The organism is Streptomyces cyaneus, from assembly GCF_004028635.1.
In the GTDB taxonomy this organism is placed as follows: Bacteria; Actinomycetota; Actinomycetes; order Streptomycetales; family Streptomycetaceae; genus Streptomyces; species Streptomyces cyaneus.
Genome location: NZ_RQJW01000005.1, coordinates 52,251 through 76,853, shown reverse-complemented (window position 1 = coordinate 76,853; position 24,603 = coordinate 52,251). Strand labels below are relative to the sequence as shown.

26 protein-coding genes are annotated in these 24,603 nt (G+C 70.8%); 16 read left to right on the top strand and 10 right to left on the bottom strand.

Translation table 11 applies throughout. The features are described from left to right. Nucleotides 1-22: 22 nt before the first annotated feature. The 3 genes from EHO50_RS18885 to EHO50_RS18875 all read right to left on the bottom strand — a co-directional run bounded on the left by EHO50_RS18885 (nucleotide 23) and on the right by EHO50_RS18875 (nucleotide 3,627). Entirely contained in the window at nucleotides 23-1,627 is a 1,605-nt protein-coding gene (locus tag EHO50_RS18885) for an RICIN domain-containing protein (protein WP_128431356.1), read from the bottom strand. Nucleotides 1,628-1,776: 149 nt separating this feature from the next. After that, entirely contained in the window at nucleotides 1,777-2,451 is a 675-nt protein-coding gene (locus EHO50_RS18880) for a hypothetical protein (RefSeq protein WP_128431355.1), read from the bottom strand. A 210-nt stretch (nucleotides 2,452-2,661) separates the two neighbouring features. Then, entirely contained in the window at nucleotides 2,662-3,627 is a 966-nt protein-coding gene (locus EHO50_RS18875) for an RNA polymerase sigma factor SigF (RefSeq protein ID WP_164904880.1), read from the bottom strand. Between the two features lie 239 nt (nucleotides 3,628-3,866). Here EHO50_RS18875 and EHO50_RS18870 point away from each other — a divergent pair, with 239 nt between their 5' ends. The 7 genes from EHO50_RS18870 to EHO50_RS18840 all read left to right on the top strand — a co-directional run bounded on the left by EHO50_RS18870 (nucleotide 3,867) and on the right by EHO50_RS18840 (nucleotide 11,370). Next, on the top strand, nucleotides 3,867-4,253 hold the full coding sequence (locus tag EHO50_RS18870; RefSeq protein WP_128431353.1) for an STAS domain-containing protein: 387 nt from the start codon (nucleotides 3,867-3,869) through the stop codon (nucleotides 4,251-4,253). Nucleotides 4,254-4,488: 235 nt separating this feature from the next. Further along, complete coding sequence (locus EHO50_RS18865) at nucleotides 4,489-5,127, top strand: ATP-binding protein (protein WP_128431352.1); 639 nt, start codon at nucleotides 4,489-4,491, stop codon at nucleotides 5,125-5,127. Nucleotides 5,128-5,454: 327 nt separating this feature from the next. After that, nucleotides 5,455-7,080: a serine--tRNA ligase gene (gene serS / locus EHO50_RS45640; RefSeq protein WP_281288216.1), complete on the top strand. Its 1,626-nt coding sequence runs from the start codon at nucleotides 5,455-5,457 to the stop codon at nucleotides 7,078-7,080. A gap of 151 nt (nucleotides 7,081-7,231) precedes the next feature. After that, nucleotides 7,232-7,912: an LPXTG cell wall anchor domain-containing protein gene (locus EHO50_RS18855; protein WP_128431351.1), complete on the top strand. Its 681-nt coding sequence runs from the start codon at nucleotides 7,232-7,234 to the stop codon at nucleotides 7,910-7,912. 31 nt (nucleotides 7,913-7,943) lie between these two features. Next, nucleotides 7,944-8,873 (top strand): COG1470 family protein, encoded by a 930-nt coding sequence (locus EHO50_RS18850; RefSeq protein WP_246101235.1) that lies wholly within the window; start codon nucleotides 7,944-7,946, stop codon nucleotides 8,871-8,873. After that, nucleotides 8,870-9,973: a hypothetical protein gene (locus tag EHO50_RS18845; protein ID WP_128431350.1), complete on the top strand. Its 1,104-nt coding sequence runs from the start codon at nucleotides 8,870-8,872 to the stop codon at nucleotides 9,971-9,973. The genes EHO50_RS18850 and EHO50_RS18845 overlap by 4 nt, the downstream gene beginning before the upstream one ends. A 62-nt stretch (nucleotides 9,974-10,035) precedes the next feature. Beyond that, complete coding sequence (locus EHO50_RS18840; RefSeq protein WP_128432446.1) at nucleotides 10,036-11,370, top strand: hypothetical protein; 1,335 nt, start codon at nucleotides 10,036-10,038, stop codon at nucleotides 11,368-11,370. An 86-nt stretch (nucleotides 11,371-11,456) separates the two neighbouring features. On the opposite strand, the gene EHO50_RS18835 is transcribed toward EHO50_RS18840, so the two are convergent. Together EHO50_RS18835 and EHO50_RS44050 are read right to left on the bottom strand one after the other, a co-directional pair. Beyond that, entirely contained in the window at nucleotides 11,457-11,642 is a 186-nt protein-coding gene (locus tag EHO50_RS18835) for a hypothetical protein (protein ID WP_128431349.1), read from the bottom strand. Between the two features lie 169 nt (nucleotides 11,643-11,811). Continuing rightward, on the bottom strand, nucleotides 11,812-11,967 hold the full coding sequence (locus EHO50_RS44050) for a hypothetical protein (protein WP_164904879.1): 156 nt from the start codon (nucleotides 11,965-11,967) through the stop codon (nucleotides 11,812-11,814). 192 nt (nucleotides 11,968-12,159) lie between these two features. Between EHO50_RS44050 and EHO50_RS18830 the strand changes: the two genes are divergently transcribed. Together EHO50_RS18830 and EHO50_RS18825 are read left to right on the top strand one after the other, a co-directional pair. Then, nucleotides 12,160-13,002, top strand: a complete 843-nt coding sequence (locus EHO50_RS18830; protein WP_128431348.1) for a helix-turn-helix domain-containing protein — start codon at nucleotides 12,160-12,162, stop codon at nucleotides 13,000-13,002. Next, nucleotides 12,984-13,202, top strand: a complete 219-nt coding sequence (locus tag EHO50_RS18825; RefSeq protein ID WP_128431347.1) for a DUF397 domain-containing protein — start codon at nucleotides 12,984-12,986, stop codon at nucleotides 13,200-13,202. The genes EHO50_RS18830 and EHO50_RS18825 overlap by 19 nt, the downstream gene beginning before the upstream one ends. 77 nt (nucleotides 13,203-13,279) lie before the next feature. Here EHO50_RS18825 and EHO50_RS18820 read toward each other — a convergent pair whose 3' ends face one another. Then, entirely contained in the window at nucleotides 13,280-14,785 is a 1,506-nt protein-coding gene (locus EHO50_RS18820; protein WP_128431346.1) for a peptide MFS transporter, read from the bottom strand. A 484-nt stretch (nucleotides 14,786-15,269) separates the two neighbouring features. On the opposite strand from EHO50_RS18820, the gene EHO50_RS18815 reads away from it, so the two are divergent. Together EHO50_RS18815 and EHO50_RS18810 are read left to right on the top strand one after the other, a co-directional pair. Further along, nucleotides 15,270-15,947, top strand: a complete 678-nt coding sequence (locus EHO50_RS18815; RefSeq protein ID WP_128431345.1) for a response regulator transcription factor — start codon at nucleotides 15,270-15,272, stop codon at nucleotides 15,945-15,947. Between the two features lie 146 nt (nucleotides 15,948-16,093). After that, nucleotides 16,094-17,368, top strand: coding sequence for an ATP-binding protein (locus tag EHO50_RS18810; RefSeq protein ID WP_128431344.1), 1,275 nt, complete (start codon nucleotides 16,094-16,096; stop codon nucleotides 17,366-17,368). Nucleotides 17,369-17,908: 540 nt separating this feature from the next. Here EHO50_RS18810 and EHO50_RS18800 read toward each other — a convergent pair. After that, a complete protein-coding gene (locus EHO50_RS18800; RefSeq protein WP_128431342.1) occupies nucleotides 17,909-18,481 on the bottom strand; it encodes a GtrA family protein in 573 nt (190 codons plus the stop codon). A 176-nt stretch (nucleotides 18,482-18,657) separates the two neighbouring features. On the opposite strand from EHO50_RS18800, the gene EHO50_RS18795 reads away from it, so the two are divergent. The 3 genes from EHO50_RS18795 to EHO50_RS18785 are packed head-to-tail and all read left to right on the top strand — an operon-like array spanning nucleotide 18,658 to nucleotide 21,523. Beyond that, on the top strand, nucleotides 18,658-19,797 hold the full coding sequence (locus tag EHO50_RS18795; RefSeq protein ID WP_128431341.1) for a 5-(carboxyamino)imidazole ribonucleotide synthase: 1,140 nt from the start codon (nucleotides 18,658-18,660) through the stop codon (nucleotides 19,795-19,797). Continuing rightward, a complete protein-coding gene (gene purE / locus EHO50_RS18790) occupies nucleotides 19,794-20,333 on the top strand; it encodes a 5-(carboxyamino)imidazole ribonucleotide mutase (RefSeq protein WP_181449655.1) in 540 nt (179 codons plus the stop codon). Before EHO50_RS18795 ends, purE begins: the two co-directional genes overlap by 4 nt. 5 nt (nucleotides 20,334-20,338) lie before the next feature. After that, nucleotides 20,339-21,523, top strand: a complete 1,185-nt coding sequence (locus EHO50_RS18785) for a dipeptidase (protein ID WP_128431340.1) — start codon at nucleotides 20,339-20,341, stop codon at nucleotides 21,521-21,523. On the opposite strand, the gene EHO50_RS18780 is transcribed toward EHO50_RS18785, so the two are convergent. Then, nucleotides 21,472-22,602, bottom strand: a complete 1,131-nt coding sequence (locus EHO50_RS18780) for an alkene reductase (protein WP_128431339.1) — start codon at nucleotides 22,600-22,602, stop codon at nucleotides 21,472-21,474. The two genes, EHO50_RS18785 and EHO50_RS18780, sit on opposite strands and share 52 nt — an antisense overlap. Nucleotides 22,603-22,683: 81 nt before the next feature. Between EHO50_RS18780 and EHO50_RS18775 the strand changes: the two genes are divergently transcribed. After that, a complete protein-coding gene (locus tag EHO50_RS18775; protein ID WP_128431338.1) occupies nucleotides 22,684-23,043 on the top strand; it encodes a MerR family transcriptional regulator in 360 nt (119 codons plus the stop codon). A gap of 123 nt (nucleotides 23,044-23,166) precedes the next feature. On the opposite strand, the gene EHO50_RS18770 is transcribed toward EHO50_RS18775, so the two are convergent. Then, the gene (locus EHO50_RS18770) at nucleotides 23,167-23,556 is read right to left on the bottom strand and encodes a VOC family protein (RefSeq protein WP_128431337.1); all 390 of its coding nucleotides are present in this window, start codon (nucleotides 23,554-23,556) and stop codon (nucleotides 23,167-23,169) included. A 26-nt stretch (nucleotides 23,557-23,582) separates the two neighbouring features. After that, nucleotides 23,583-23,942: a VOC family protein gene (locus EHO50_RS18765; RefSeq protein ID WP_128431336.1), complete on the bottom strand. Its 360-nt coding sequence runs from the start codon at nucleotides 23,940-23,942 to the stop codon at nucleotides 23,583-23,585. A 124-nt stretch (nucleotides 23,943-24,066) separates the two neighbouring features. Here EHO50_RS18765 and EHO50_RS18760 point away from each other — a divergent pair, with 124 nt between their 5' ends. Next, nucleotides 24,067-24,567, top strand: coding sequence for a CGNR zinc finger domain-containing protein (locus EHO50_RS18760; protein ID WP_128431335.1), 501 nt, complete (start codon nucleotides 24,067-24,069; stop codon nucleotides 24,565-24,567). The last annotated feature ends 36 nt before the right edge of the window (nucleotides 24,568-24,603 follow it).

Below are 24,603 nucleotides of genomic sequence, written 5' to 3'. Positions count from 1 at the left end.
GTTGGTGCCTTACCGGGTTGGCTTACGCCGCCCCCGCCCGCCACCGCTGCCCCACACCCCCACCAACCGGCTCCAGCGACAGCCTCCCCCCGGCGCCGCCTTCAGGCGTCACCGCCGTCTCGAAGGCGATGGCCGGGCGGATCAGTCCGTCGCCGTCCACCATGAACATCAGGTTCTGCCCGTTGCGGCCGTAGACGGAGTCGCAGGTCCAGATCCCGACCCCGCGGTCCGTCGAACCTCGGCTGTCCAGGCAGAAGTCGGGATCGGCCGCCGACTGCAGCAGACCGCGAGCCGAGTCGACCCGCCAGCGCTGCGTGCGGGAAGAGGTGCAAGGAGCCGTGATCACGTCGGTCCCGTTGAAGAAGGCCCCGCCGACGTCCAGGCACAGCCCGGAGCCGACGTTCACGACCTGGGCGTACGTGCCGTCCGGCGGGTGTGTGGGGGAGGGCGACGGCTTCGGGCGCGCCTTCTTGGTCGGCGTGGAACTCCTCGTGGGGGAAGGAGACTTGGACGCCCGCGACGGGGACGGTGAGGGCGAGGGTGATGACTTCGACGGTGTCGGTGTCGGCGTCGGTGACACGGTGGCCGTCACCGTAACCGCCACCGGCGGCACACTCACCGGCGTCCCGACCGAGCCCACCGGCGCCTGCGACGACGAACCGCCCTGCGCCACCAGGAACGCCACCAGCGGCAGCAGGGCCACCCCGAGCGCCGCCGACACCAGTACGAACCGACGGCGATCCCACGGCCAGGCCCCCTGCGCCCACCTCCCCTCCGCAGCACGGCCGCCTGCGCGCCCGCCAGCAAGGCCGGCGGCCTTCCCCTCTCCCGCGTCGCCCGCCGCATACGCCGTCCCGCCCCATGGCAACAGCCCCTCCGCCAACACCGTGCGTGGAGTGTCCCGGAGCGCCGACAGTTCCTCGTAGGCCGTCGTGCAGTGCGGGCAGCGCGCCATGTGGGCGTGCAGGTCGGCGCTGTCGCGCGGGCTGTCCGGACGTACCGACTCCTCGATGAGACGGCCGAAGTCGGGGCAGTCGGGATCGTCGGAGGCGGCGAGACGGGTGCGCAGGCAGGCGCGGGCCAGCTGCTGGAGCGCGGGGGCGGTGCCGTACGTGACGTCCGCGCGGGTGAGGCCGAGGAGCCCGGCGGTGCGTTCCACGGGCTCGCGCTCCACGACCCCGTACCAGATCAGGCCCTGCGTGCGGGACGGGAGCGACTGGAACGCCGTGAGCATGGGCGGGACCGGGCCGGAGGGGCCGGCTGTGTTCAGGACGAGCAGCAGGCTCGCGTCGAGGCCCGCCGCCCGCTCGTCCATGGCCCATGTGCGGGTCAACCCGGCGGTCAGGAGCAGGAGTTGATGCCGCCAGGGCAGGCCCGGGTCGACGCCGCGTGCCGTCTGGCGGGCCGCGAGCGCGAACGCCTGGGCCGCCAACTGCCGTGCCGTGGAGTCGTTCGGGGTGCACAGGCGGGCGTAGGCGAGGACGGGTGCGTGATGGCGGGCGCGGAGTTCCTGGAGCGCCGGGTACGCGGTGACCGTGTCGGCGCGCAGCAGCTCGGTGAGGCGTGCGTCGGAGGCGCCCGCGTGCGCCCCTGGGTCAGAGTCCCTGCCGTCGTCGGCCCGAGCCATCCGCCTGCCTCCTTGCAGCCTTGCGACCCGTCCGGGACCTGACTTACCGGCGGGTATGACGGCTCATAGTGGAGGAAGGCGAGTTCTGGGGAAAGGGTTTCTGTGGGTAACCGTGATCGGAAGGCTTCGGACGGCTTCGGACGGCTCGGTCAGGACGGCGGCGCGAACCTGAGGCTGCGGAGCATCCCTTCGAAGCGGGCGAAGTCGGCCGACGTGCCCCGCTCCTTGTCGCGGTTCACGTTCTCGAGGTTCACGGTGCTCCAGGCCACCAGCACCTTTCCGGCCACGTCGACGACGGCCACCCGCAGTGCCAGGTCGGGCTGGAGCCCGTAACAGTCGACCACGTCCTCGGCCTCCGCGGGGCAACCGAGTATGCCGTCGAGCGGCCAGTCGGTGGTTCCGGTCAGCAGGGTCGCGGGCCGGCCGTCGACGGTCGTTTCGACCTCGTCCCGCCACTTGGCGTGATACTCGACCTGCTCACGCAGGAAGGCCAGGTACTTCTCGTAGCTTCCGGGCGGCTTCTGCCGGTTGGGGTGCTCGGGCCGGTACACGGCCGTCGGCAGCAGGAAACTGACCTCGTCGCTGTCGGACTTCACCCAGGTCAGAAATGTCCGGGTGTCCGATGCGGGGCGCGGCCCGAGTGAGGCCGGGACGGCGACGGTGAACGGCACGGCGAATGCCTTGCTCGCATACGTCACCGATGACGCAGCCGTGCGGCCGGCAGGCGACGAAGGGCTCTCGGCCGTGGACCCGGTGCTGCACGCGGAGGCGGCGCACAGGACAGACATGGCCAAGGCGGCCATCAGGCGTCGACGATTCACCATCCGCCCTCACCATCCGCACTTACCTCACCCAGCCAGGACCGGCTTCCGCGCCTTCTGGCACGACTCTGAACCACTCCGTGAGCCGCGGCAACCGCAAGCGAGCCCTGCCGGTGAGCAGGGCGAAAGCACTGTGCCCGGTGCCCGGCCGACCAATTCGGCGGGGCACCGGGCACAGTGCACGTCAGCGCGAGGGAGGCATCGCTCCCGCGGTCATTCCTCGACCGTCAGTCCCTTGCGGAGCCGGATCAGCGTCCGCGACAACAGCCTCGACACATGCATCTGTGAGATGCCGAGTTCGTCGCCGATCTCCGACTGGGTCATGCCCGCGACGAACCGCAAGGAGAGGATCTTCCGGTCTCTGGGCGGCAGTTCGGCGATGAGCGGCTTCAACGACTCGACGTACTCGATGCCTTCGATGCCGTGGTCCTCGTAGCCGATCCGGTCGGCGAGCGCGCCCTCGGCGTCGTCCTCCTCGGGCTGGGCGTCCAGCGAGGAGGCGGTGTACGCGTTCGACGCCGCCATGCCCTCGACGACCTCGTCGTTGGTCAGACCGAGGCGCTCCGCCAGTTCCGCCACCGTCGGGGCGCGGTCCAGCTTCTGGGCCAACTCGTCGCCGGCCTTGGCCAGGTCGAGCCGGAGTTCCTGCAGCCGGCGCGGGACGCGCACCGACCACGAGGTGTCGCGGAAGAAGCGCTTGATCTCGCCGACGATGGTCGGCATCGCGAAGGTGGGGAACTCCACGCCACGGCTGAGCTCGAAGCGGTCGATCGCCTTGATCAGGCCGATGGTGCCGACCTGGATGATGTCCTCCATCGGCTCGCTGCGCGAGCGGAAGCGGGAGGCGGCGAACTTGACCAGGGCGAGGTTGAGTTCGACGAGCGTGTTGCGGACGTACGAGTAGTCGTGGGTCCCTTCCTCCAGCGACTCCAGCCGCTCGAAGAGGGTCTTGGAAAGGGCCCGCGCGTCCACCGGCCCCACCTCGTCGTAAGGGGGGATGTCCGGAAGCCCGGCGAGTGCGTCGTCCTGGCCGAACTCCTGACCGAAGTCCTGGCCCAAGTCCTGTTCGGAACGAACGTCGCTGCTGCGCTCGATGGGATCCAGATGTTCCGGTCGGGGTGCCGACGTCGCCGTCTGGGTATGCGATGCGTCGAGCCGGGGTGACATGATGTCCTCCATCGTTCTCGGCATATGGCTGCCGAAGCCTGTGCGTGCACTGCGGTGTGCGGCGCCTCCAAAGCCGGCCGAGTCGGTTACGTGTCTCTACTAGCCCTACCCGCTTTCGGGAGCCCACCGCAAGTGCGCTCTGTTCCGAAATGTCCGTTTCTGGGTGGATGTTCGGGTGTTGGAGGGCGTAGGGAAGGCGTAGTGTTCGAGAGCGTCAGTCAGCAGCCACGACGTCGGGAGTGAGAGACGGCATGGACCGCGGGACGGTCGGCAGCGCACAGTCTGGCCGACTTCTGGTCGAGGTGCGGGAAGAGGGCTCCAGTGCCGTCGTGACCCCGGCGGGTGAGTTGGACCACCACACCGCCGATTTGTTGCGTGAGCCACTCGAGGACTGCCTCGGCAAGGGCTTCAGTCGGCTGGTCGTCGACTGCTCGCGGCTGGAGTTCTGTGACTCCACGGGGCTGAACGTGCTGCTCGGGGCGCGGCTGAAGGCGGAGGCCGCCGGTGGCGGGGTGCATCTCGCGGGCATGCTGCCCGTCGTTGCGCGCGTGTTCGAGATCACAGGGGCCGAAGCGGTCTTCACGGTCCACGACTCGCTCGCCGACGCCCTGGCCGACGAGGCCGACGGGCCGGATTGAGCACTCGCGTCCGGCACCGCATCGGACGTCACATCATTCGTGCCGAATCCGGGGGTGTTCCCTCGGCGCGGTCGGGCAGGAGCATCCTGAAACTGTCGGCTGTGAGGTCGGCCACCGGGGGTGGGGGACTGTGACCGAGGTATCAGGCAAGGACGTGTACTGGCGTACTGACTCTGCGTACAGACTTGTGAATCGTGTGAACGTTGAACTGGTGAATCGGTGAGGTGAAGCGCTGATGAGCACCACCCGGCCTTTCTCGCCGGGCGACCGCGGCCCCGAGCCCAGCGGCGCTTCCGGGGCGGCCAAGGGGGGCGTACCGGCGACGGGCGGCGCCGAGCAGGGCGCCCCGGTGGCCGGAGCGTCCGACGGGGGCGCCGTGCCGTCCCTGCCGCCCGAGAGAGCCGAGAGGCCCTTGGGGGGCGAGGGGCCCGAGGGGGCCGTCTCGGCCGCCGAGGCGTCGGTGGCGCGTCAGGTCCGTCGGCTGGGCTTCGAGGGGCAGAGCGGGGTCGTTCCGCTCGCCCGCGACTTCGCCCGCCAGGCCCTGTACGCGTGGGGCTGGCTGCCCGCCGCCACCGCCGACCAGCGGGCCGCCGCCGAGGACGTACTGCTCGTCGTCTCCGAGCTGGTCACCAACGCCTGTCTGCACGCCGAGGGGCCGGACGAGATGTGGATCGCCTGCGACAACAAGGTGATCCGTATCGAGGTCTCCGACAAGGGCACGGGCCAGCCGGCCCCGCGTACCCCGCACCGCGCGGGCCGCCCCGGCGGCCACGGCATGTTCATCGTGCAGCGGCTGTGCCTGGACTGGGGGGTCGTACGGACGCCGGGGGTCGCGGGCAAGACGGTGTGGGCGGAGCTGGGAGCACCGGCGTAATTCGTTTCCGCCGGTCGAAGGTGCCCCTTACGCTCGTCTGCAACGCGCTGACGGAGACGAGTAGCCCGGGCCCCGCGAGCCGAGAGAGCCGCCACCTGCTGTGAAGGCGGCCTCGCGCACCCGGCGTGAATCCCCTCCCGAGTGCGGGGAGGAAATGCCCCGCCGGCCGGCCCCCGTCATCGGGCCCGAACGAGTCCGTCGTACGGCCACGCAGGTGGTGTACGGCGGTGAAGGCGTGGTGGCACCGCGAGCACCCTCTCGCCCACGCCCCGAGGGATCACCCCGGGGCGGACCGTGCGCCCCGGCCGACCGGACGGAGCGCGCACCATGCTCGACGTCACCCTCATCCGAAACCACCCCGACCAGGTCCGCGAGGCCCTGCGCAAACGCGCCGTGGACGCCGACATCCCGGCCTTCCTCACCCTCGACACCGCCTTCCGCGAGGCCCGCACGGCCGTGGAGCGGCTGCGCGGCGAGCGACGACGGATCTCGGCGGAGATCGCCGCACGACGCCGGGAGCACCCCGCGACCGACGAGCCACAGGCCACCGCCGGGCCCCAGGCCGACGAACCCCGGGCCACCGCCGGGGCTCAGGCCGGCGAGCCGCAGGCCGCCGCCGGGAATGAGGTCGACCAGCTCCGGGCCGCCGCCGGGGCTCAGGCCGACGAACCCCGGGCCGCCGCCGGGGCTCAGGCCGGCGAGCCGCAGGCCGCCGCCGGGAATGAGGTCGACCAGCTCCGGGCCGCCGCCGGGCCCCAGGCCGACGAACCCCGGGCCGCCGCCGGGGCTCAGGCCGGCGAACCGCAGGCCGCCGCCGGGAATGAGGTCGACCAGCTCCGGGCCGCCCCCGGGCCCCAGGCCGACGAACCCCAGGCCACCGCCCGGACCCAGGTCGACGAACTCCAGGCCGCCGCCAAGACCCTGACCGGCGAACTCGCTGAGGCGGAGGCTCGTCTCGCCGAACTGGCCCGCAGGCACCAGGAGTTCCTCGACGCTCTGCCCAACCTCCCGGACGACGACGTCGTGGCGGGTGGCAAGGAGAGCAACGAGGTCGTACGGGTCGTGGGGGACGCACCCGCCTTCGACTTCCCGGCCAGGGACCACGTGGAGCTCGCCCAGGACCTCGGTCTGGTCGACTACAAGCGGGGCGCGGCCCTCGCAGGCAACGGCTACTGGATCTACCGTGGCCAGGGCGCCGCCCTGGAGTGGGCGTTGCTCAACCACTTCCTCGACGCACACCGCCGCGCCGGGTACGAGTTCGTGCTGCCGCCGCACCTGCTGACGTACGAGGCCGGGTACACGGCCGGGCAGTTCCCCAAGTTCGCCGACGAGGTCTTCCGCGTGGACGAGCACTTCCTGCTGCCCACCGCCGAGACCGCCCTGGTCAACCTCCATCGCGGCGAGACGCTCGACGAACGCGAGCTGCCGCGCAAGTACGTCGCCTACACGCCCTGTTACCGCAGGGAGAGCGGCAGCCACCGCACGGCGGACCGCGGGACGCTGCGGGGCCACCAGTTCAACAAGGTCGAGCTGTTCCAGTTCGCCCGGCCGCAGGACTCGGACGCCGCGCACCTCGAACTACTCGCGCGGGCAGAGGAGTTGGTCGCGGGGCTCGGCCTGCACTACCGGGTCACCAAGCTCGCCGCCGGGGACACCAGCCCCGCGCAGGCCAAGACCTACGACGTGGAGGTCTGGCTGCCCAGCCTGGGCGCATACGCCGAGGTCAGCTCGGTGTCGAACGCCCGCGCCTACCAGGCCCGGCGCGGCGGCATCCGCTACCGTCCGGCCGCCGGCGGCAAGGCGACCCACCTCCACACCCTCAACGCCTCGGGCCTGGCCACCAGCCGGCTGCTGCCCGCGATCCTGGAGCAGTACCAGCGGGCGGACGGGACGGTGGTCGTGCCGGAGGTTCTGCGGCGCTGGGGGATGCCCGAGGTGCTGCGCCCGGCCTGACCCTGGGTTACCGAGGGTCACCCTCTCCACCCGACCCCCCTCACGCGCACGCCGGATCGTCACAACTCCGGCGTGCGCCGTGTCTTCCTTCCTCAGGGCCCCGGGCGTACCTTGACGGCCGATCTGATGTGCCGTCAGGAATGAGGGGATCGTGTCGAAGCAGAAGCGAACCGCCGCGCTCGCGACCGCCGCGGCCCTGGCCGGCTCGGCGGTGTTGATGGCCGCCCCCGCTGCCCGGGCCGAGGTCGTCGACGTCAACTACGCCTGCAAGACGCCGATCGGCGACAAGAGCGCCGTCTCGCCCATCGACATCAAGGGCGTCAAGAGCGGCAGCGGCTACAAGATCACCATGTCGTGGCAGAAGGGCGTCTCGTCCAGCCCGGTCGAGCTGGGCAAGGGTGCGATGAGCCCGAGCGCCACCATCAAGCTGGGCGGCGCCGACAGCGGCACCATGTCGGTGACCGGCCCGGCCAACCAGGAGAAGATTCCCGCCAACACCCCCATCAAGATCAATGACTTGACGGGCACGTACACCCCGAAGAAGACCGGCAAGGTCACGTTCACGGCGGCCGTGCTCACCATCAAGGCCCTCGGCACGACGACCACGTGCACGCCCACCAACAGCCCCGGACCGTCACTGACCCTCGACGTGACGGCGGCGGCCGGCGCGGGAAGCGGCACCGGTCAGGGAGGCTCCGGCTCCGAACTCCCGCAGACCGGCCCCGAGGACTCGGCGATCGCCCTGGGCACCCTCGGCGGCACGGTCCTGCTTGCGGGCGCGGCCGGCGCGCTGTGGCTGACGCGGAGGGGGCAGGCGGCGGTGCGCCGCTGACCGTTCTCGTCCCACACCGCTGGAGCCGCCGATGTCGTCAGCTGCCCGTGTCCTGTGCCTGTCCCTGCTGGCTCTGCTGGTCGCCGCCGCCCCCACGGCGACCGCCGCCGAGGGCTGGTCCGTCGCGCCCTCCGGCGGCGGGCGGCCGTCCTTCTACGCCGAGGGTGAGGCGGGGGCCTTGCTGCAGGACACGGTGTCCTTGACGAACCCGGGCCGCGAACCGGTCACCGTACGGCTGCACGGCACCGGCGTCCCGATCGCCTTCGCCGAGAGCCGGGTACGGATACCGGCCCGCACCCGCGCCGAGGTCCCGTTCACGGTGACCGTCGGGGCGGGCACGGCCCCCGGTGACCGCTCCGCCGGGATCATCGCCCGCGACACCGACGGCCGCACGCAGACCGTCCCGCTCCGCCTCCGTGTCACCGGCCCCGAACTGTCCGCGCTCACCGTCGAGCATGTCGCGGTGCGCGCCGAGGGCATCACATACGAGCTGGTCAACCGGGGTACGACCGCCCTCGCCCCGACGCTCGCGGTGCGCGCCGACGGTGTCCTCGGCCGCCTCCTCGACCGTGCCCCGCGCCCGCTCCCCGTCGATCTGCCCCCGGGCAGCCGCACCGAGCTCACCGAGCCGTGGCCCGACCGGCCCGCGCTCGACGCGGTCGACGTACGGCTGACGGTGACGGCGGCGGGCGGCGCGAGCGACACGGCTCAGACATCGGTGAGGTTCGTGCCGTGGGGCGGGGTGGCGGGCGTCGCGGGGGCACTGGCGACCGCGGGCGCCTTGTTCGCCGTACGGCATCGAAGGCGCCGTAAGCCGTACGACGGCGAACGGGACGAAGCCGAACGGGACGAAGCCGAACGGGACGAAGCCGAACGGGACGGAGCCGAACGGGACAGGGCCGAACGGGACAGGGCCGAACGGGCACTGCGGCCAACCGAGTTGACGGGAGCGGGGACGTGAACGCCAGGGTGCGGATCGCGGCGTTGCTGGCCGTGCTGGCGCTGCTGTCGCCGGCGGCGGCCGTGAGCGTTTCGGCGGCGGACGGGCCGCCCACCGTGAAGCTGTCCAAGTCCCAGGCGGGGACGGGCGGTTCGATCACCGTGACCGGCAGTGGCTGGCGGCCGCGCACGTTGCTGATGATCCTGATCTGCGGCCAGTCCGTGCCGTCGACCGGCGTGACCGGTGGCACCAACTCCTGTGCCAACGCGGACGGCAGGGCCGTGACGACGGATGCCGAGGGGCGCTTCAGCCGGAAGCTGCCGGTGGCCGAGCCGCCCGTGCCGTGTCCGTGCGTGGTGCACGTGGCGACCGCCACCGGGGCGAAGGCCGAGGCCGACGCGATCTTCCAGGTGGCTGGGCACGCCGTCGAGCCGCTGCCCGCGGAGCCGACGGGCGGGCGCCTGTCGGTGCTCACGGACACCCGGCTGGAGGGCGCCGGCGGCCTGCTGACGTGGTTCGGCGCACCGCCGGCGCGGACGCTCGTCTTCACCGTCGGCAATGTGGGCACCTCCGCCGTGAAGAACCCGGTCTTCCAGGTCGGCACCTCCCATGGCGTGTTCGCCCCCCAGTGGGAGGAGCAGCAGTGGCGCGGCACGATCGAGCCCGGCAGGAAGGCGCGGATCGAGCTGCCGGTGGAGCTCGCCGCCGGGGCGCACGGCGGCTACACCGTCTCCCTGAAGTACGGCGGCAAGGTGATGGCCGAACAGCCCTGGGGCGTGGGCCGGCCCTGGGGCGTGACGCTGTTCTGGGTCCTGGTCTGTCTGGTCGTACCGGCGGCGTTGTTCCGCGTCGGGATGGCGGTGGTGGACCGGGTACGGCCGCGGCAGAGCGCCCGCCGCCGCGGCTTCCGCCTGCCTGAAGTCGCCCTGCGCATCCCGGGGTTGAAGCCCCGCGAAGAGGCGATGCACGCCTCTTCCGCCCCCTCGACCCTGCCGTGGTTCACCCCGGACAACGACCCGGGCACGGCCGGTCGGCTCTCCGCACCGCACGACGACGACAGCCCGACGAGTCGTACGAGTCCTACGGGTCCTGCGGCTCCGACCAGGAAGGGACCCCCGTGAGCAAGCGAAGGAGAGTCACACCGGCAAGCCCGAGAAGAGGTGGCGCGGCGGGCGTCGCCCTGATGCTCGGCGGCGCGGGCATCCTGCTCGGCGTGTCCGCCGCGCCCGCTCAGGCCGCCGAGGTGTCGTACGCGACCGAGTGCATCCCGCCCGCCATCTCCGGGCTGCCGCCGGTCCAGGGCACGACCAAGGTGGAGATCACCGCGCCCGCGGAGGCGAAGGTCGGCGACGAGGTGGAGATCGTCTGGAAGTTCGTCCAGGCGGCGTCGAAGAACCCGAACATCCTCGACCTCGGGCAGGACACGGTCCAGCCGACGGGGACGCTGAAGGCGGCCGGTGCGCAGACGGCCGCCATCGCCATGGAGGGGCCGCGGCAGAACCCGCCGATCCCCAAGAACAGCGACATGAAGCTGTCCGACATGAAGGGCAAGCTGAAGCTGACGGCGCCGGGCGAGGTGACCCTGACGCCGGACGCGTACAACATCAACGTCAACAAGCCGATCTCCACGGACACCAAGTGCACGCCGAAGGAGACGGTGAAGTCGGCTGCGACCATCAAGGTGACGGACGGGGGCGGGAGTTCGGGCGGTACGACGGGAGGGTTGCCGACGGTCGTGCCGACGCTGCCCACCAGTGTGCCGACGGACCTGCCGACAGGTCTGCCTACGGGGTCATCGAGCCCCTCCAGCCCCACGCCGAGTGAGAGCGAGACGGGCGGGGACACCGGCGGTTCGAGCACCGGTGGCGGGGGCGGTGACGGCGGCCAGACCGACTTCACCGGCAAGGAGGTCCAGGTCCCGTACAAGTGCAAGACGCCCATCGGCGACAAGGAAGCGACCTCGCCGGTCCAGATCAACGCCAAGAAGGACGGCGGCAGCTTCGACCTGACGGTCCAGTTCAAGAAGTCGGTGATGGACAGCCCCGCCGACATCCCCAAGGACTCGGTCAAGCCGTCCATGGAGGTCGTCCTGGGCGGCTCCGACAAGGGCACGGTCCATGTCGAGGGCCCGACCAACTCCGAGGACATCAAGTCGGGCGAGCCGATCGAGATCCCGGACCTGACGGGCACGTACAAGCCGGGCGCGAGCGGCGAGTCGACACTCTCCCCGGGAGTCCTGACCATCGAGGCCCTGGGTACGACGACGACCTGCACGCCGGCCAAGACGGAGGTGTCCTTGACGCTGGACACGACCGAGCAGGCGAGCGGCGCGTCCGGCGGCGGCTCGGCGGGCAGCTCGACCGGCGGTTCGGCGGGCGGTTCGTCGACGGACGGCGGCCTGGCGGCGACGGGCGCCGAGGACCACGGCTCGCTGAAGGCCCTCGCTCTGGTGGCGGGGACGGCACTGCTCCTGGGGGGAGCGGTGTTCACCTTCATGCCTGGGCGTCGCCTGCGTTAGCCCCAGCGCCCAGTGCCCAGCGCCCAGCACCCACCGCCTCGGCCGACGTGCCGCGCTTGCACGCCGGCCGAGGCGCCGCCGCCTCCTCACCTGCCGTGGTCCACCCGTAGATGCGTCCGCATCAGCACGTTCGCGTCGGCCACCGCGCTGTGGTCGTACGCCTTGCGTGCCGCGGCCCGTCGTGCCGCGAGTTTCCGGCAGGGCTCGCAGCCGTCCACGGGGACCGGTGAGCGGCTCACGTCGAACGAGGGGTACGGCGGCGGCTGGGTCACGGCGCGCACCCCCGTCCGACGCTCCAGTGCTCCCGCAACTCCCGTTCGCAGGCGCCTGCTTCGGCGGTCCGGCCCGCCTCTCTCGCCGCGTCCCGCTGGGCCAGTAACGCCCCGCACACGTCACAGGCGGGCGGCGGCGGGGGCGCCGCCACCCATGCCGTGCGCGCGGTCACGCGGACCACCGCTCGAGCGCCGACTCCATCGCGCGCAGCACGGTGGGCGTAGGCCGCGCCCAGCCGCCGGGCGGCGTCCAGGTGACGGACGAGCGGTTCGGGCGCGTGCGGCGGGGGAGTCGGGGGACGCGGGGGAGAGACGTGGCCGTCATGGCTCACTCCTTGAGGTTCGCTTCCGAGGAACGCCTGTGCTGCACGCATTCGCTGGATTACGCTGCGTGTTCAGGTGGTGCAGGTACGAGCATGCCGTGCCGGGGACGCGAAAAGGCTGCTGAGACGCGCTAGTTCCACGTTCGGCACTCCAAATTCCACAAATTCCACAACCCGGCGGAGGGGGAGACAGGGTGCCGCAGCGACGGACAGTGACGAGCCGGAGCCATGAGCCGCGATTGAGGTACGCGGAGGAGGTGCGGCGGCTGCGGGAGGGGAGAGGGCTCACCTTGCGGGAGCTCGCCGATGAACTGGGCTGGGACTGGTCGACGCTGGGGAAGCTGGAGAGGGGCCAGACGCTGGGGAGCCCTGAGGTGGCCCAGGCGCTGGACGAGTTCTACGGGACGCCGGGGCTGTTGCTGGCGTTGTGGGAGCTGGCGGTGGGGGACCCGACGCAGTTCAAGGAGCAGTACCGGAGGTACATGCTGCTGGAGGCCGAGGCGGTGGGCTTGTGGCAGTTCTCCGTGAGTGTCCTGCCGGGTCTGCTTCAGACGGCAGGGTACGTGCAGGAGGTGCTCACGACAGGCGGGATCAAGGGCGAGGAGCTCGCCAAACAGGTGGACGCACGGCTGGGCCGTCGGGCGCTGCTGATGGGTGAGGATGCCCCGCCGTTTCGCGCCATCCTGGCCGAGGCGACGCTGCGCACACCGCCGAGAGACGCCGGGGCTTGGCGGGAGCAGCTTGAGTATCTCGCGGAGGTGGCCGAGCGCCCGAACATCACGCTCCAGGTGCTACCGCAAAGCTCCGGTCTGCACGGCTTGGTCGGGACTGACGTGATGTTCCTCAAGCTGCAGGACGGTCGAACCGTGGCCTACACCGAGACCGCGTATCACGGCGAACTTGTCCAGGAAAGTAGGGAGGTTGACCGGCTGCAACGTGCGTACGATTCGATGCGTGACCTGGCGTTGTCCCCGGCCGAGTCGCTGAAGTTCATCGGGCAGATGCTGGAGGAAGCACCGTGCGATCCATCGACCTGAACGGCGTGACGTGGCGCAAGAGCAGCTACAGCAACCCTGACGGCGGTAACTGCATCGAGGTCTCCGACGACTTCCTCACTGCCGCCCCCCTCGTCCCCGTCCGAGACTCCAAGAACCCCCACGGCCCCGCCCTGATCCTCCCGGCGACCGCGTGGGCGTCCTTCGTCACGGCCGTACGGCACGGCGAGCTGTCGAACTGACCTGACCCGCACAACACGGAGGCCGTCGCACCCACACGAGTGCGACGGCCTCCGTCCGCTCAGCTCAGCCGCAGGCGCTAGCGCACGTCGCCCATGAGCGCCTTGACCTTCTTGCGGTACATCCACACCGCGGCACCGGCGATGACGGCGAGGGTGGCCTCAAGCGCGACGAAGCTCATCTTGTTGAGGTCGACGCCACCGGCGGCCGGGTCGGACAGAAGCGCGGTGACGGAGTCGCCCGCGGTGACCGCGAGGAACCAGACGCCCATCATCTGGGAGGCGTACTTCGCCGGCGCCATCTTCGTGGTGACCGACAGACCCACCGGGGACAGCGTCAGCTCACCGAGCGTCTGGACGAAGAAGATCGCCACGATCCACATCGCCGCGGCCTTCTCGCCGTCCTGGGCGATCGACAGCGGGATGAGGAACACGAAGAAGGACACACCGATCAGGAGCAGACCGGACGCGAACTTCACGGCCGTGCTCGGCTCCTTGCCGCGCCGGTTCAGCCACACCCACAGCCAGGCGAACAGCGGCGCGATGGCCATGATCAGGACCGGGTTGACCGACTGGTACCAGGAGACCGGGAACTCCCAGCCGAAGACCCGGTTGTCGGCCGAGGAGTCGGCGAACAGCGACAGCGTCGTGGCGCCCTGGTCGTAGATCATCCAGAAGACGGCCGCGGCGACGAAGAAGTAGATGTACGCCGAGACCTTCGACTGCTCGGTGGAGCTCAGGTCCTTGTCCCGCTTGATCCGGGCGATGACCCAGATCGGGACGATCAGGCCGATGACCGTGAGCGGGATCGTGGCCCAGGCCTCCGTGAAGTGGCCGGAGAGGCCGACGACGGCGTAGAAGACCGCGGGCACGGCCAGCCACAGCAGGCCCTTGCGCAGGGTGTTGCGCTTCTCCACGGCGTCCATCGGGGTCGGCACGATCTCGCTGCGGGCGCTCAGGTGGCGGGTGCCGAGCAGGAACTGGGCCAGGCCCAGCGCCATGCCGAGCGCGGCCAGCGCGAAGCCGAGGTGCCAGTTGACCTTCTCGCCGACGGTGCCGATGATCAGCGGCGCGGCGAAGGCGCCGGTGTTGATACCGATGTAGAAGACGGTGAAGGCACCGTCGCGGCGCGGGTCGTTCGGGCCGTCGTAGAGGTGGCCGACCATCGTGGAGATGTTGGCCTTCAGCAGGCCCGAGCCGATCGCGACGAGGGCGAGTCCCACGTAGAAGATGCCGGCCGACGGCAGGGCCAGGGTCAGGTGGCCGAGCATGATGATCAGGCCGGCCAGGGCGACCGTCTTACGCGGGCCGAGGATGCGGTCCGCGACCCAGCCGCCGGGCAGCGTGAGCAGGTATACGAGAGACACGTACACCGAGGCGATGGTGATGGTGGTCGCGCCGCTGAGGTTGAGGCCGTTGTCGGCCACCAGGTACAGCGGGAGCAGCGCCTTCATGCCGTAGTAGGAGAAACGCTCCCACATCTCGGTCATGAAGAGAGTGGCCAGGCCGCGGGGGTGGCCGAAGAAGGTCTTCTCGGAGCCGGGGGTGCCCGGGCGGGCCGAGTCCTTCGTCAGGCTGGACGCCATGGTCGATCCTTGCTGTCGGGACGCGCACCGACGTTGACTGTCACGCGCCCGGTGGGGGGCGGCCGGCACCGGCGGGGCACAGTCGCCCACCCCCACGCCCACGGGGAGTTCCGCTCCGGGTCACGAAGCGGCGGACGGCGGCCACCGGGATCCACGCCCCCGTCCTTGGGGGCCCGGCCACAGGTCATTCCAGGCAGACACAAAAGAGACCCTCAGCGTCAAGTGCCGCCGAAGGTCCCTGTAGTGCTACAGGCGTAGATTCACCATACGTCAGGACACTGCCGGATATGGAAGGACTTGAGACACGTATCACAGGTGTCGAGGGAACCGCAGGCACCCTTTCCAAGGTCCTTTCCAGGATCGCACCTCGCACACGATGGTCTGTACCACAGCGCCCGAAGGTAAGAGACGCGCCAAGAACCGGTAAGAATCAAGGCGCCCGATCACACCCCAGCTCTTGTCATGGGCGGACTACCATCAGCTCATGACCCGTGTACTGCTCGCCGAGGACGACGCGTCCATTTCGGAGCCGCTGGCCCGCGCACTGCGCCGGGAAGGGTACGAGGTCGAGGTGCGGGAGGACGGCCCCACCGCGCTCGACGCAGGAATGCAGGGCGGTATCGACCTCGTCGTGCTGGACCTCGGCCTGCCCGGCATGGACGGCCTGGAGGTGGCCCGGCGACTGCGTGCCGAGGGCCACGCCGTGCCGGTCCTCATCCTGACCGCACGTGCCGACGAGGTGGACACCGTCGTAGGCCTCGACGCGGGCGCCGACGACTACGTCACCAAGCCGTTCCGGCTCGCCGAACTGCTGGCCCGGGTCCGGGCCCTGCTGCGGCGCGGGTCGGCCGAGCCGCAGCAGCCGCCGGCCACGCACGGCGTGCGGATCGACGTCGAGTCGCACCGGGCGTGGATGGGCGACGAGGAACTCCAGCTCACGGCCAAGGAGTTCGACCTGCTGCGGGTGCTGGTGCGCGACGCCGGCCGGGTGGTGACCCGGGACCAGCTGATGCGGGAGGTCTGGGACACGACCTGGTGGTCGTCGACCAAGACGCTCGACATGCACATCTCGTGGCTGCGCAAGAAGCTCGGCGACGATGCGGCGAACCCTCGGTACATCGCCACGGTGCGGGGTGTGGGCTTCCGGTTCGAGAAGAGTTGACGCGGTCGCGCCGTTGCGGGCTTGTGGCTTGTGGCTTGTGCAGTGCGCGGCTGCGGGTTGTGTGTGGCTGGTCGCGCAGTTCCCCGCGCCCCTTCCAAGGGCGCTGTACGCACCGGTCGTTTTAGTGTCACTGTCCGGAGGGACCTGTGCGTCGCCGTCTTATCCAGTCGACCCTCGCGGTCGTACTCGTTGTCATCGCCGTCTTCGGCGTCTCCCTCGTGATCGTCGAGACCAGGACGATCACCAACACCGCACAGGAGCGGGTGGACACCGAGGCGGTCCGGCTGGTCAGCATCGTGGACAGCCGGCTGCTCGGTGACGAGACCGTGGACGCCGCGGTGCTGCGGGACCAGATCCAGGGGGATCGTTACGCCGAGATCCGGATCCCGGGCAAGCCGGTGATCCAGGTGGGCTCCAAGCCGACCGGTGACGTCATCAGCGCCAAGGAGACCGGCGAGGAGGGCGAGACGGTCGTCGTGCAGGAGCCGCGGTCGTCGGTGACGCGGGAGGTCGGCCGTACGTTGCTGATCATCGGCGCGGTGGCCCTGCTCGCGGTGATCGCGGCGGTCCTGCTGGCGGTACGCCAGGCGAATCGCCTCGCCTCCCCGCTCACCGACCTCGCGGAAACGGCGGAACGCCTCGGCTCGGGCGACCCGCGCCCCCGCCACAAGCGGTACGGCGTCCATGAGCTGGACCGAGTGGCGGACGTGCTGGACTCCTCGGCCGAGCGCATCGCCCGCATGCTGACGGCGGAACGCCGCCTGGCCGCGGACGCCTCCCACCAGCTCCGCACCCCCCTCACGGCCCTGTCCATGCGCCTTGAGGAGATCACCCTCACCGAGGATCTCGACACGGTGAAGGAGGAGGCGACGATCGCCCTGACCCAGGTGGAGCGCCTCACCGACGTGGTCGAACGCCTCCTCACCAACTCCCGCGACCCGCGCAACGGCTCCGCCGTCACCTTCGACCTCGACGAGGTCATCCAGCAGCAGCTGGCCGAGTGGCGTCCGGCGTACCGCAGTGTCGGGCGGGCGATCGTCAGCTCGGGCAAACGTCACCTCCAGGCGGTCGGCACGCCGGGCGCGGTCGCTCAGGTCCTGGCGGCCCTGATCGAGAACTCCCTCATGCACGGGGGCGGCACGGTGGCCCTGCGGACGCGTGTCACGGGCAATCAGGCGGTCATCGAGGTCACCGACGAGGGCCCCGGCATTCCTGCGGACCTGGGCGCCCGCATCTTCGAGCGGGCCATCAGCGGGCGCAACTCCACGGGCATCGGTCTCGCGGTGGCCCGTGACCTCGCGGAAGCCGATGGTGGCCGCCTGGAGATGCTCCAGACGAACCCTCCGGTACTCGCCCTGTTCCTCTCCCGCACACCACCGCTGAAGAAGTCGGCGGAGGATGCGGGTCCGACGGTCAGGTAACCGCAGGGGTTCTCGCCCCCGCCGCCCCTACCCGTCCCGTCCTCCAGGGGCTGCCGCCCCTTCGACCCCGCCGTCCTGGGGGCCTGCGGCCCCCAGACCCCCGCTTCGGCCCTGAAGGGGCCTCGTCCTCAAACGCCGGACGGGCTGGAATGCCTGGGCCGGCGTCCAGAAGCGCAGCCCCGGACGGGCGGAAATGCCGGGACGGCGTCGAGAGGTGAAGCCCCCCTGCGGGTGGGTGGGGGATCGGGATGGCGGAGCTCGTCCTCAAACGCCGGACGGGCTGAAATACCTGGGTCGGCGCTGGGAAGTGACCGTCGGCGCCGCGAGGCACAACCCCCACCTCAAGCGCCGGGCGGGCTGGAATGCCCTGGGTGAAATCAGCCCGTCCGGCGTTTGAGGACGAGGCCGTTCAGGCCGATGGGGGTCCAGGGGGCGTAGCCCCTTGGCGGGGTGGAAGGGGCGGAGCCCCTTCGAGGATGGGACGGGTAGGGGCGGCGGGGGCGAGGAAGCCCAGGGTGTACCCCCGGCGGCCTCGGCGCGTCAGCCCACCCGCTGTCGTACCCGCGGCTTCTCCGCCGCAGCTTGCCGAGGCGGCTCCAGGAACGATTCCGCTCCGGTCACTGCCTGCTCCGCCTCCTCCGCAGGAGGAAGCGCGCGGAACACCCACGTCCGATACGACCAGAACCGGAACAGCGTCGCGATCCCGATGCCGAGGAACTTGAAGATGTTGCTCTGCAGCGGACTGTCCCACCCGAACCCGTACGTCGCCGCGTACAGCACACCGTTCTCGATCACCAGACCGACCACGCTGAACAGCAGGAACAGACCCAGTTCCTTCGTACGACGACTCTTGTCGCGATCCCGGTACGTGAAGTAGCGGAAGCCGACGTAGTTGAAGACGATCGCGACGACGGTGGCGATGACGCTCGCCCGCACCACCTGGAGGTCGGTCACATGCCGCACCAGGTTGAACACGAGGAGATTGACCAGCAGCCCCGCTCCACCCACCGCGCCGAACTTGGCAACCTCACGCATCAGCCGGTCAAAGCGCTGCCGCACAGCACTGCGAGGTACTGGAGGCGCCGCATGAAGCCCCGAGGAACCACGTCCCATGGTCGTGAAGGCTCCTGTCGGTCGATATGTCGGTCGGTTTTCGTCAACCCAGCCATGCTAACCACCCCCCTCCACGATTGCCTGTGGGCGAGCTCATAGGTCGGGACATAGGTCGGAAAGAGACCCGGAAAAGTCCGGTAAGAGGGTCGCCCCGACGCGGCCGATACCCTAGGGGCGTGACGTTCCCGGTAGTCGGCATGGTCGGCGGGGGGCAGCTCGCTCGTATGACACACGAGGCGGGCATCCCGCTCGGCATCAGGTTCAAGCTCCTCAGTGACACCCCTCAGGATTCCGCGGCGCAGGTGGTGAGCGATGTCGTCCTCGGCGACTATCGCGACCTCGACACGCTGCGCGACTTCGCGAGGGGCTGCGATGTGATCACTTTCGATCACGAACACGTACCCACCGAGCACCTCAGGGCTCTGGAGGCGGACGGCATCCCCGTCCGCCCGGGCCCTGACGCACTCGTGCACGCCCAGGACAAGGGCGTGATGCGCGCGAAGCTCGACGCGATCGGCGTGCCGTGCCCACGGCACAGGATCGTGACCGACCCGGGCGACGTCGCCGCCTTCGCGGGCGAGGGCGACGGCTTCCCCGTCGTCCTCAAGACCGTCCGCGGCGGCTACGACGGCAAGGGCGTCTGGGTCGTCGACTCCGTCGAGGAGGCCGCCGAGCCGTTCCGCGCCGGCGTCCCGGTCCTCGCCGAGGAGAAGGTCGACTTCGTACGGGAGCTCGCGGCGAACGTCGTACGCTCCCCGCACGGCCAGGCCGTCGCCTACCCGGTGGTCGAGTCCCGGCAGGTCAACGGCGTCTGCGACACCGTCATAGCCCCCGCGCCCGACCTCGACGAGAACCTCGCCCTCAGGGCCGAGGAGATGGCCCTCACCATCGCCAAGGAACTCGGCGTCGTCGGCCACCTCGCCGTCGAGCTGTTCCAGACCCGCGACGGCCGCATCCTCGTCAACGAACTGGCGATGCGCCCGCACAACTCGGGCCACTGGACCCAGGACGGCGCGATCACCAGCCAGTTCGCCAACCACGTCCGCGCGGTCCTGGACCTCCCCCTCGGCGACCCGCGCCCGCGCGCCAAGTGGACCGTCATGGTCAACGTCCTCGGCGGCGACTACCCCGACATGTACTCCGCGTACCTGCACTGCATGGCCCGCGACCCCAAGCTCAAGATCCACATGTACGGCAAGGACGTAAAGCCCGGCCGCAAGGTCGGCCACGTCAACACCTACGGCGACGACCTCGACGACGTGCTGGAACGCGCACGTCACGCAGCCGGCTACCTGAAGGGCACGATCACCGAATGAGCACCGCTGTCGGCCCCGTCGTGGGCATCGTGATGGGGTCGGACTCCGACTGGCCCGTCATGGAGGCCGCCGCCCAGGCCCTCGACGAGTTCGAGATCGACTACGAGGTCGACGTCGTCTCCGCGCACCGGATGCCGCGCGAGATGGTCACGTACGGCGAGCAGGCGGCCGAGCGCGGCCTGAAGGTGATCATCGCGGGGGCGGGCGGCGCCGCTCACCTCCCCGGCATGCTCGCCTCGGTGACGCCCCTGCCGGTCATCGGCGTCCCGGTCCCGCTGAAGTACCTCGACGGCATGGACTCCCTGCTCTCGATCGTGCAGATGCCGGCCGGCGTCCCGGTCGCCACCGTCTCCGTCGCCGGCGCGCGCAACGCCGGTCTGCTCGCCGCCCGTATCCTCGCCACCCACGACGAGGACCTGCTGCAGCGGATGCGCGAGTTCCAGCAGGAGCTGAACGACCAGGCCACCGAGAAGGGCAAGCGCCTGCGCGCCAAGGTAGAGGGCGCGAACGGCTTCGGCTTCGGCTCGGGGAAGTGACGGCGATGACCTCCCTGGAGGCAGCCCGGGAACTCCTGCGCGAGTTCCCGGTCGTCGACGGCCACAACGACCTCCCCTGGGCCCTGCGCGAACAGGTCCGCTACGACCTCGACGCCCGCGACATCGCCGCCTCCCAGGGCGCCCACCTGCACACCGACATCCCCCGCCTGCGCGAGGGCGGCGTGGGCGCGCAGTTCTGGTCGGTGTACGTCCGCTCGGACTACGCCGGCGACAAGGCGGTCAGCGCCACCCTCGAACAGATCGACTGCGTACGGCAGTTGCTGGCGCGCTACCCGGCCGACCTGCGCCCCGCGCTGACGGCGGCGGACATGGAAGCCGCCCGCGCGGAGGGCCGTATCGCCTCCCTGATGGGTGCCGAGGGCGGCCACTCCATCGCCGACTCGCTCGCCACGCTGCGGGCGCTGTACGCGCTCGGCGTCCGCTACATGACGCTCACCCACAACGACAACATCGCGTGGGCCGACTCGGCGACGGACGAGCCCGGCGTGGGTGGTCTGTCGGCCTTCGGCCGCGAGGTGGTCCGGGAGATGAACCGCGAGGGCATGCTGGTGGACCTCTCGCACGTGGCGGCCACGACGATGCGGGACGCGCTGGACGCCACGTCGGCCCCCGTGATCTTCTCCCACTCCTCCGCTCGCGCGGTGTGCGACCACCCGCGCAACATCCCCGACGACGTCCTGGAACGCCTCCCCGGCAACGGCGGCGTCGCGATGGTGACGTTCGTGCCGAAGTTCGTGCTGCAGGCGGCGGTCGACTGGACGGCCGCGGCCGACGAGAACATGCGCGCCCACGGCTTCCACCATCTCGACACCACCGCCGAGGCGATGAAGGTGCACCGCGCCTTCGAGGAGAGCACCCCGCGCCCGATCGCCACCGTCTCCACGGTCGCCGACCACCTGGACCACATGCGCGAGATCGCGGGCGTGGACCACATCGGCATCGGCGGCGACTACGACGGCACCGCCTTCACCCCGGACGGCCTGCGCGACGTGTCCGGCTATCCCAACCTGATCGCCGAACTGCTGGACCGCGGCTGGTCAAAGCCCGACCTGGCCAAGCTGACCTGGCAGAACGCGGTACGGGTACTGGGCGCGGCCGAGGACGTCGCCCGCGACCTTCAGGCGACGCGGGGCCCGTCCAACGCGACCATCGAGGCGCTGGACGGCTGATCGTCGAGGGCGGGGTAGTCGGTGTAACCGGTCGCCCCGCCCGTGTACATCAGGTACCGGTCCCGGACCGGGTTGAGCGGTGCGCCGAGGCGCAGGCGGGTGACCAGGTCCGGGTTGGCGAGGAACGGCCTGCCGAGGGCGACCAGATCGGCCCCGGCGGCCAGCATGCCGGCCGCGGCCCGGGTGACGCCCGCGGTGGTGAGGTCGGGCAGTACCGGGTTGCCGATCAGGACGCCGGGCCAGTCCGCGCGGATCCTCCGGTACACCGCTGTGTCCGGGTCGGCGTGCACGAGGTGCAGATACGCCAGGTCCAGATCCCGCAGCCGGGCCACCAGCGCGGGGTAGAGGACGTCGGTGTCGTCCTCCTCGATGCCGTTGACGGTGTTTCCCGGGGAGATCCGCACGCCCACCCGGTCGGCGCCGATCGCGTCGGCCACCGCCTCGGTCACCTCCGCCGTGAACCGGACCCGCCGCTCCACCGGCCCGCCGTATCCGTCCGTCCTGCGGTTGGTGTTCCCGGCGAGGAACTGGTGCAGCAGATGCCCGTTGGCCGAGTGCACCTCGACTCCCTCGAAGCCCGCGTCGACGGCCCGGCGGGCGGCCGCGGCGAAGTCGGCGACGGTGGCCCGGATGTCGGCGACCGTCATCTCCCGGGGGACGACGGCCGGCAGGTGCCCGCGCGGCGTGAAGATCGTCTCCTGCAGCGGCACGGGGGAGGGCGCGACGGGCGTCAGGCCGGTGGTCTCCGGATGGCTGACCCGCCCGCCGTGTTGGAGCTGCAGGAACATCCGCCCGCCGCCCTCCCGCACGGCCTCGGTCACCCGCCGCCACCCGGCCAGGTGCCGGTCGGTGTGGATCGCTGTGATGTTCGGGTACGTCTGCCCGACCGCGTTCGGTGTCGAGGCCTCGCCGATGATCAGGCCGGCCGTGGTGCGCTGGGTGTAGTGGGTGACCATGAGGTCGGTCGGGGTGCCGTCCGCCGCCGCGCGGTTGCGGGTGAGCGGTGCCATCACCAGGTGGTGGGGAAGTGCGAGCCGGCCGAGCCGGGCCGGTGCCAGGAAGTCCGTCGTCTGCGTCATTCCCGTACGCTAAAACTTGACATCAGTGTCAGATTCAAGCCCGGGCAGTCGGCGGGCGCGGACGCGGACGCAGAGGCGGAGATGCGGATCGGTGAACTCGCCCGGCGCACCGGCGTGAGCGAGCGGTCGCTGCGCTACTACGAGACCCAGGGCCTGCTGCGCGCCGAGCGCACCCCGGGCGGCCACCGCGACTACCCCGAGGCGGCCGTGGACCGGGTCGTCCGGATCCAGGAGCTCTTCGCCGCCGGCCTGCACAGCAGCCGGATCGTGCAGTTGCTGCCCTGTATGCGGGACACCGACGGCGGCCCCTCCGCCGTCGCCACGCCCCGGCTGGTCGAGGACCTCACCGCCGAACGCGACCGCATCGACCGCATGATCGCCGACCTCGTCCGCTCCCGGGACACCCTGAACGAGGTGATCGAGGCGGCGCGGCAAGGCTGACCGGCCGCGCGCGTGCCCCGTACGCCCGTACGCCCGAACACCCTGTCCACCAGGTCGCCGTCTGCCCGGCCCCGCGGGGGCCGCCGTGAAGATCGCCGACCTCGACCGCGACCGGAGGGTTCGCTACTCGCCGTGCTCGATCCGGCAGAGGCAGAACGGGTGCCCCGCCGGGTCGGCGTACACCCGCCAGTCCTCCTTGTCCTCGGCGTGCAGCAACCGTGCGCCCAGCTTCAGCACTTTCTCCTCGGCCGCGTCGACCTCCTCCCAGGTGGACCCCGCGTCGAAGTCGAGGTGGAACTGCTGCGAGTTGCGGTCGGCCCGCGGCCACTCCGGCGGGGTGTGCCCGGGCGCCGCCTGGAAGGAGAGCCGTGGCCCGCCCGGGATCTGGAGTACGACCCATTCGGGGTCGTCGTCCTCGGGCGCACCGCCGCCGACACCGGCGTAGAAGCGGGCGAGGGCGCGCGGGTCGGGGCAGTCGATGACGACGGAACGTAGGCGTGCCACGGGACTCATGGATTCCTCCGGCGGTCGAGGCGTGATCAGCAGGCGCACAGGCAGAACGGGTGCCCGGCTGGATCCGAGTAAACCCGGAAGCTCCGCGACCGGTCCTCGGCGTCCAGCGGCTTCGCCCCCAGTGCCAGTACGCCTTCCTCGGCCGCGTCCAGGTCCGCGACGGTCAGGTCCAGATGGAACTGCTGGGAGTGATCGGGCGCCGGCCACTGCGGCGGTACGAACCCGGGGGCGGCCTGGAACGCCAGCGACTGCCCGCCGGGCACCTTCAGGTCCACCCAGTCCCCTTCGCCCTCGACGTTTCCGCCGAGCACGCGCGCGTAGAAGTCGGCGAGGGCACGGGGGTCGGGACAGTCCAGGACGACGACGCCCAGTTCGGCGATGGCCATGACTTCCTCCTTGAAGTCTCGGTGCCTTGGTTACCCCTACAGCACTGCATGGGGTAACCCCGTTACTGCATGCTCCCGCATTGGCGGTAACGTCGCAAGGGGAATCGGGAGGTAGCGTGCAGCCATGAGTGAGAGATCGCCCGCGCCCGGGGGCCTGGAGCTGGTCGAGTCCCTGGTCAACACGCTGGACATCGAGTCGGGCGCCGACTCGCTGGACACGGCGGAGGGCCGGGCGCGCTTCGGGCTGGCCGAGGAGGACATACCGGGAGCGCGGGAGCTGCGGGAGTCGCTGCGGGTGGTTCTTCTCGCACACGCGGGGCATCCGCCGCATCGTGCCGTGACGCCGCTGGGTGAGCTGCTGGCGGCGGGCCCGCTGCTCGTCACCGTCGAGGCCGCCGACGGCTCGGCCGGCCTCGCCCCCGCCGACGAGGGCCCGCTGCTCTCCCGGGTGGCGGCGGCCATCGCCCAGGCCCTCGTCGAGGGCACGTGGCACCGGCTGAAGGCCTGCGAGGCCGTCGACTGTCACTGGGCGTACTACGACCGCAGCCCGGCGGGCCGCGGTCGTTGGTGCTCGATGCAGGTGTGTGGGGCGCGGGCGAAGATGCGGCGGTATCGGGCGAAGTGACGTCATGACGCCATGACGCCTGGAAGTGACGTCATG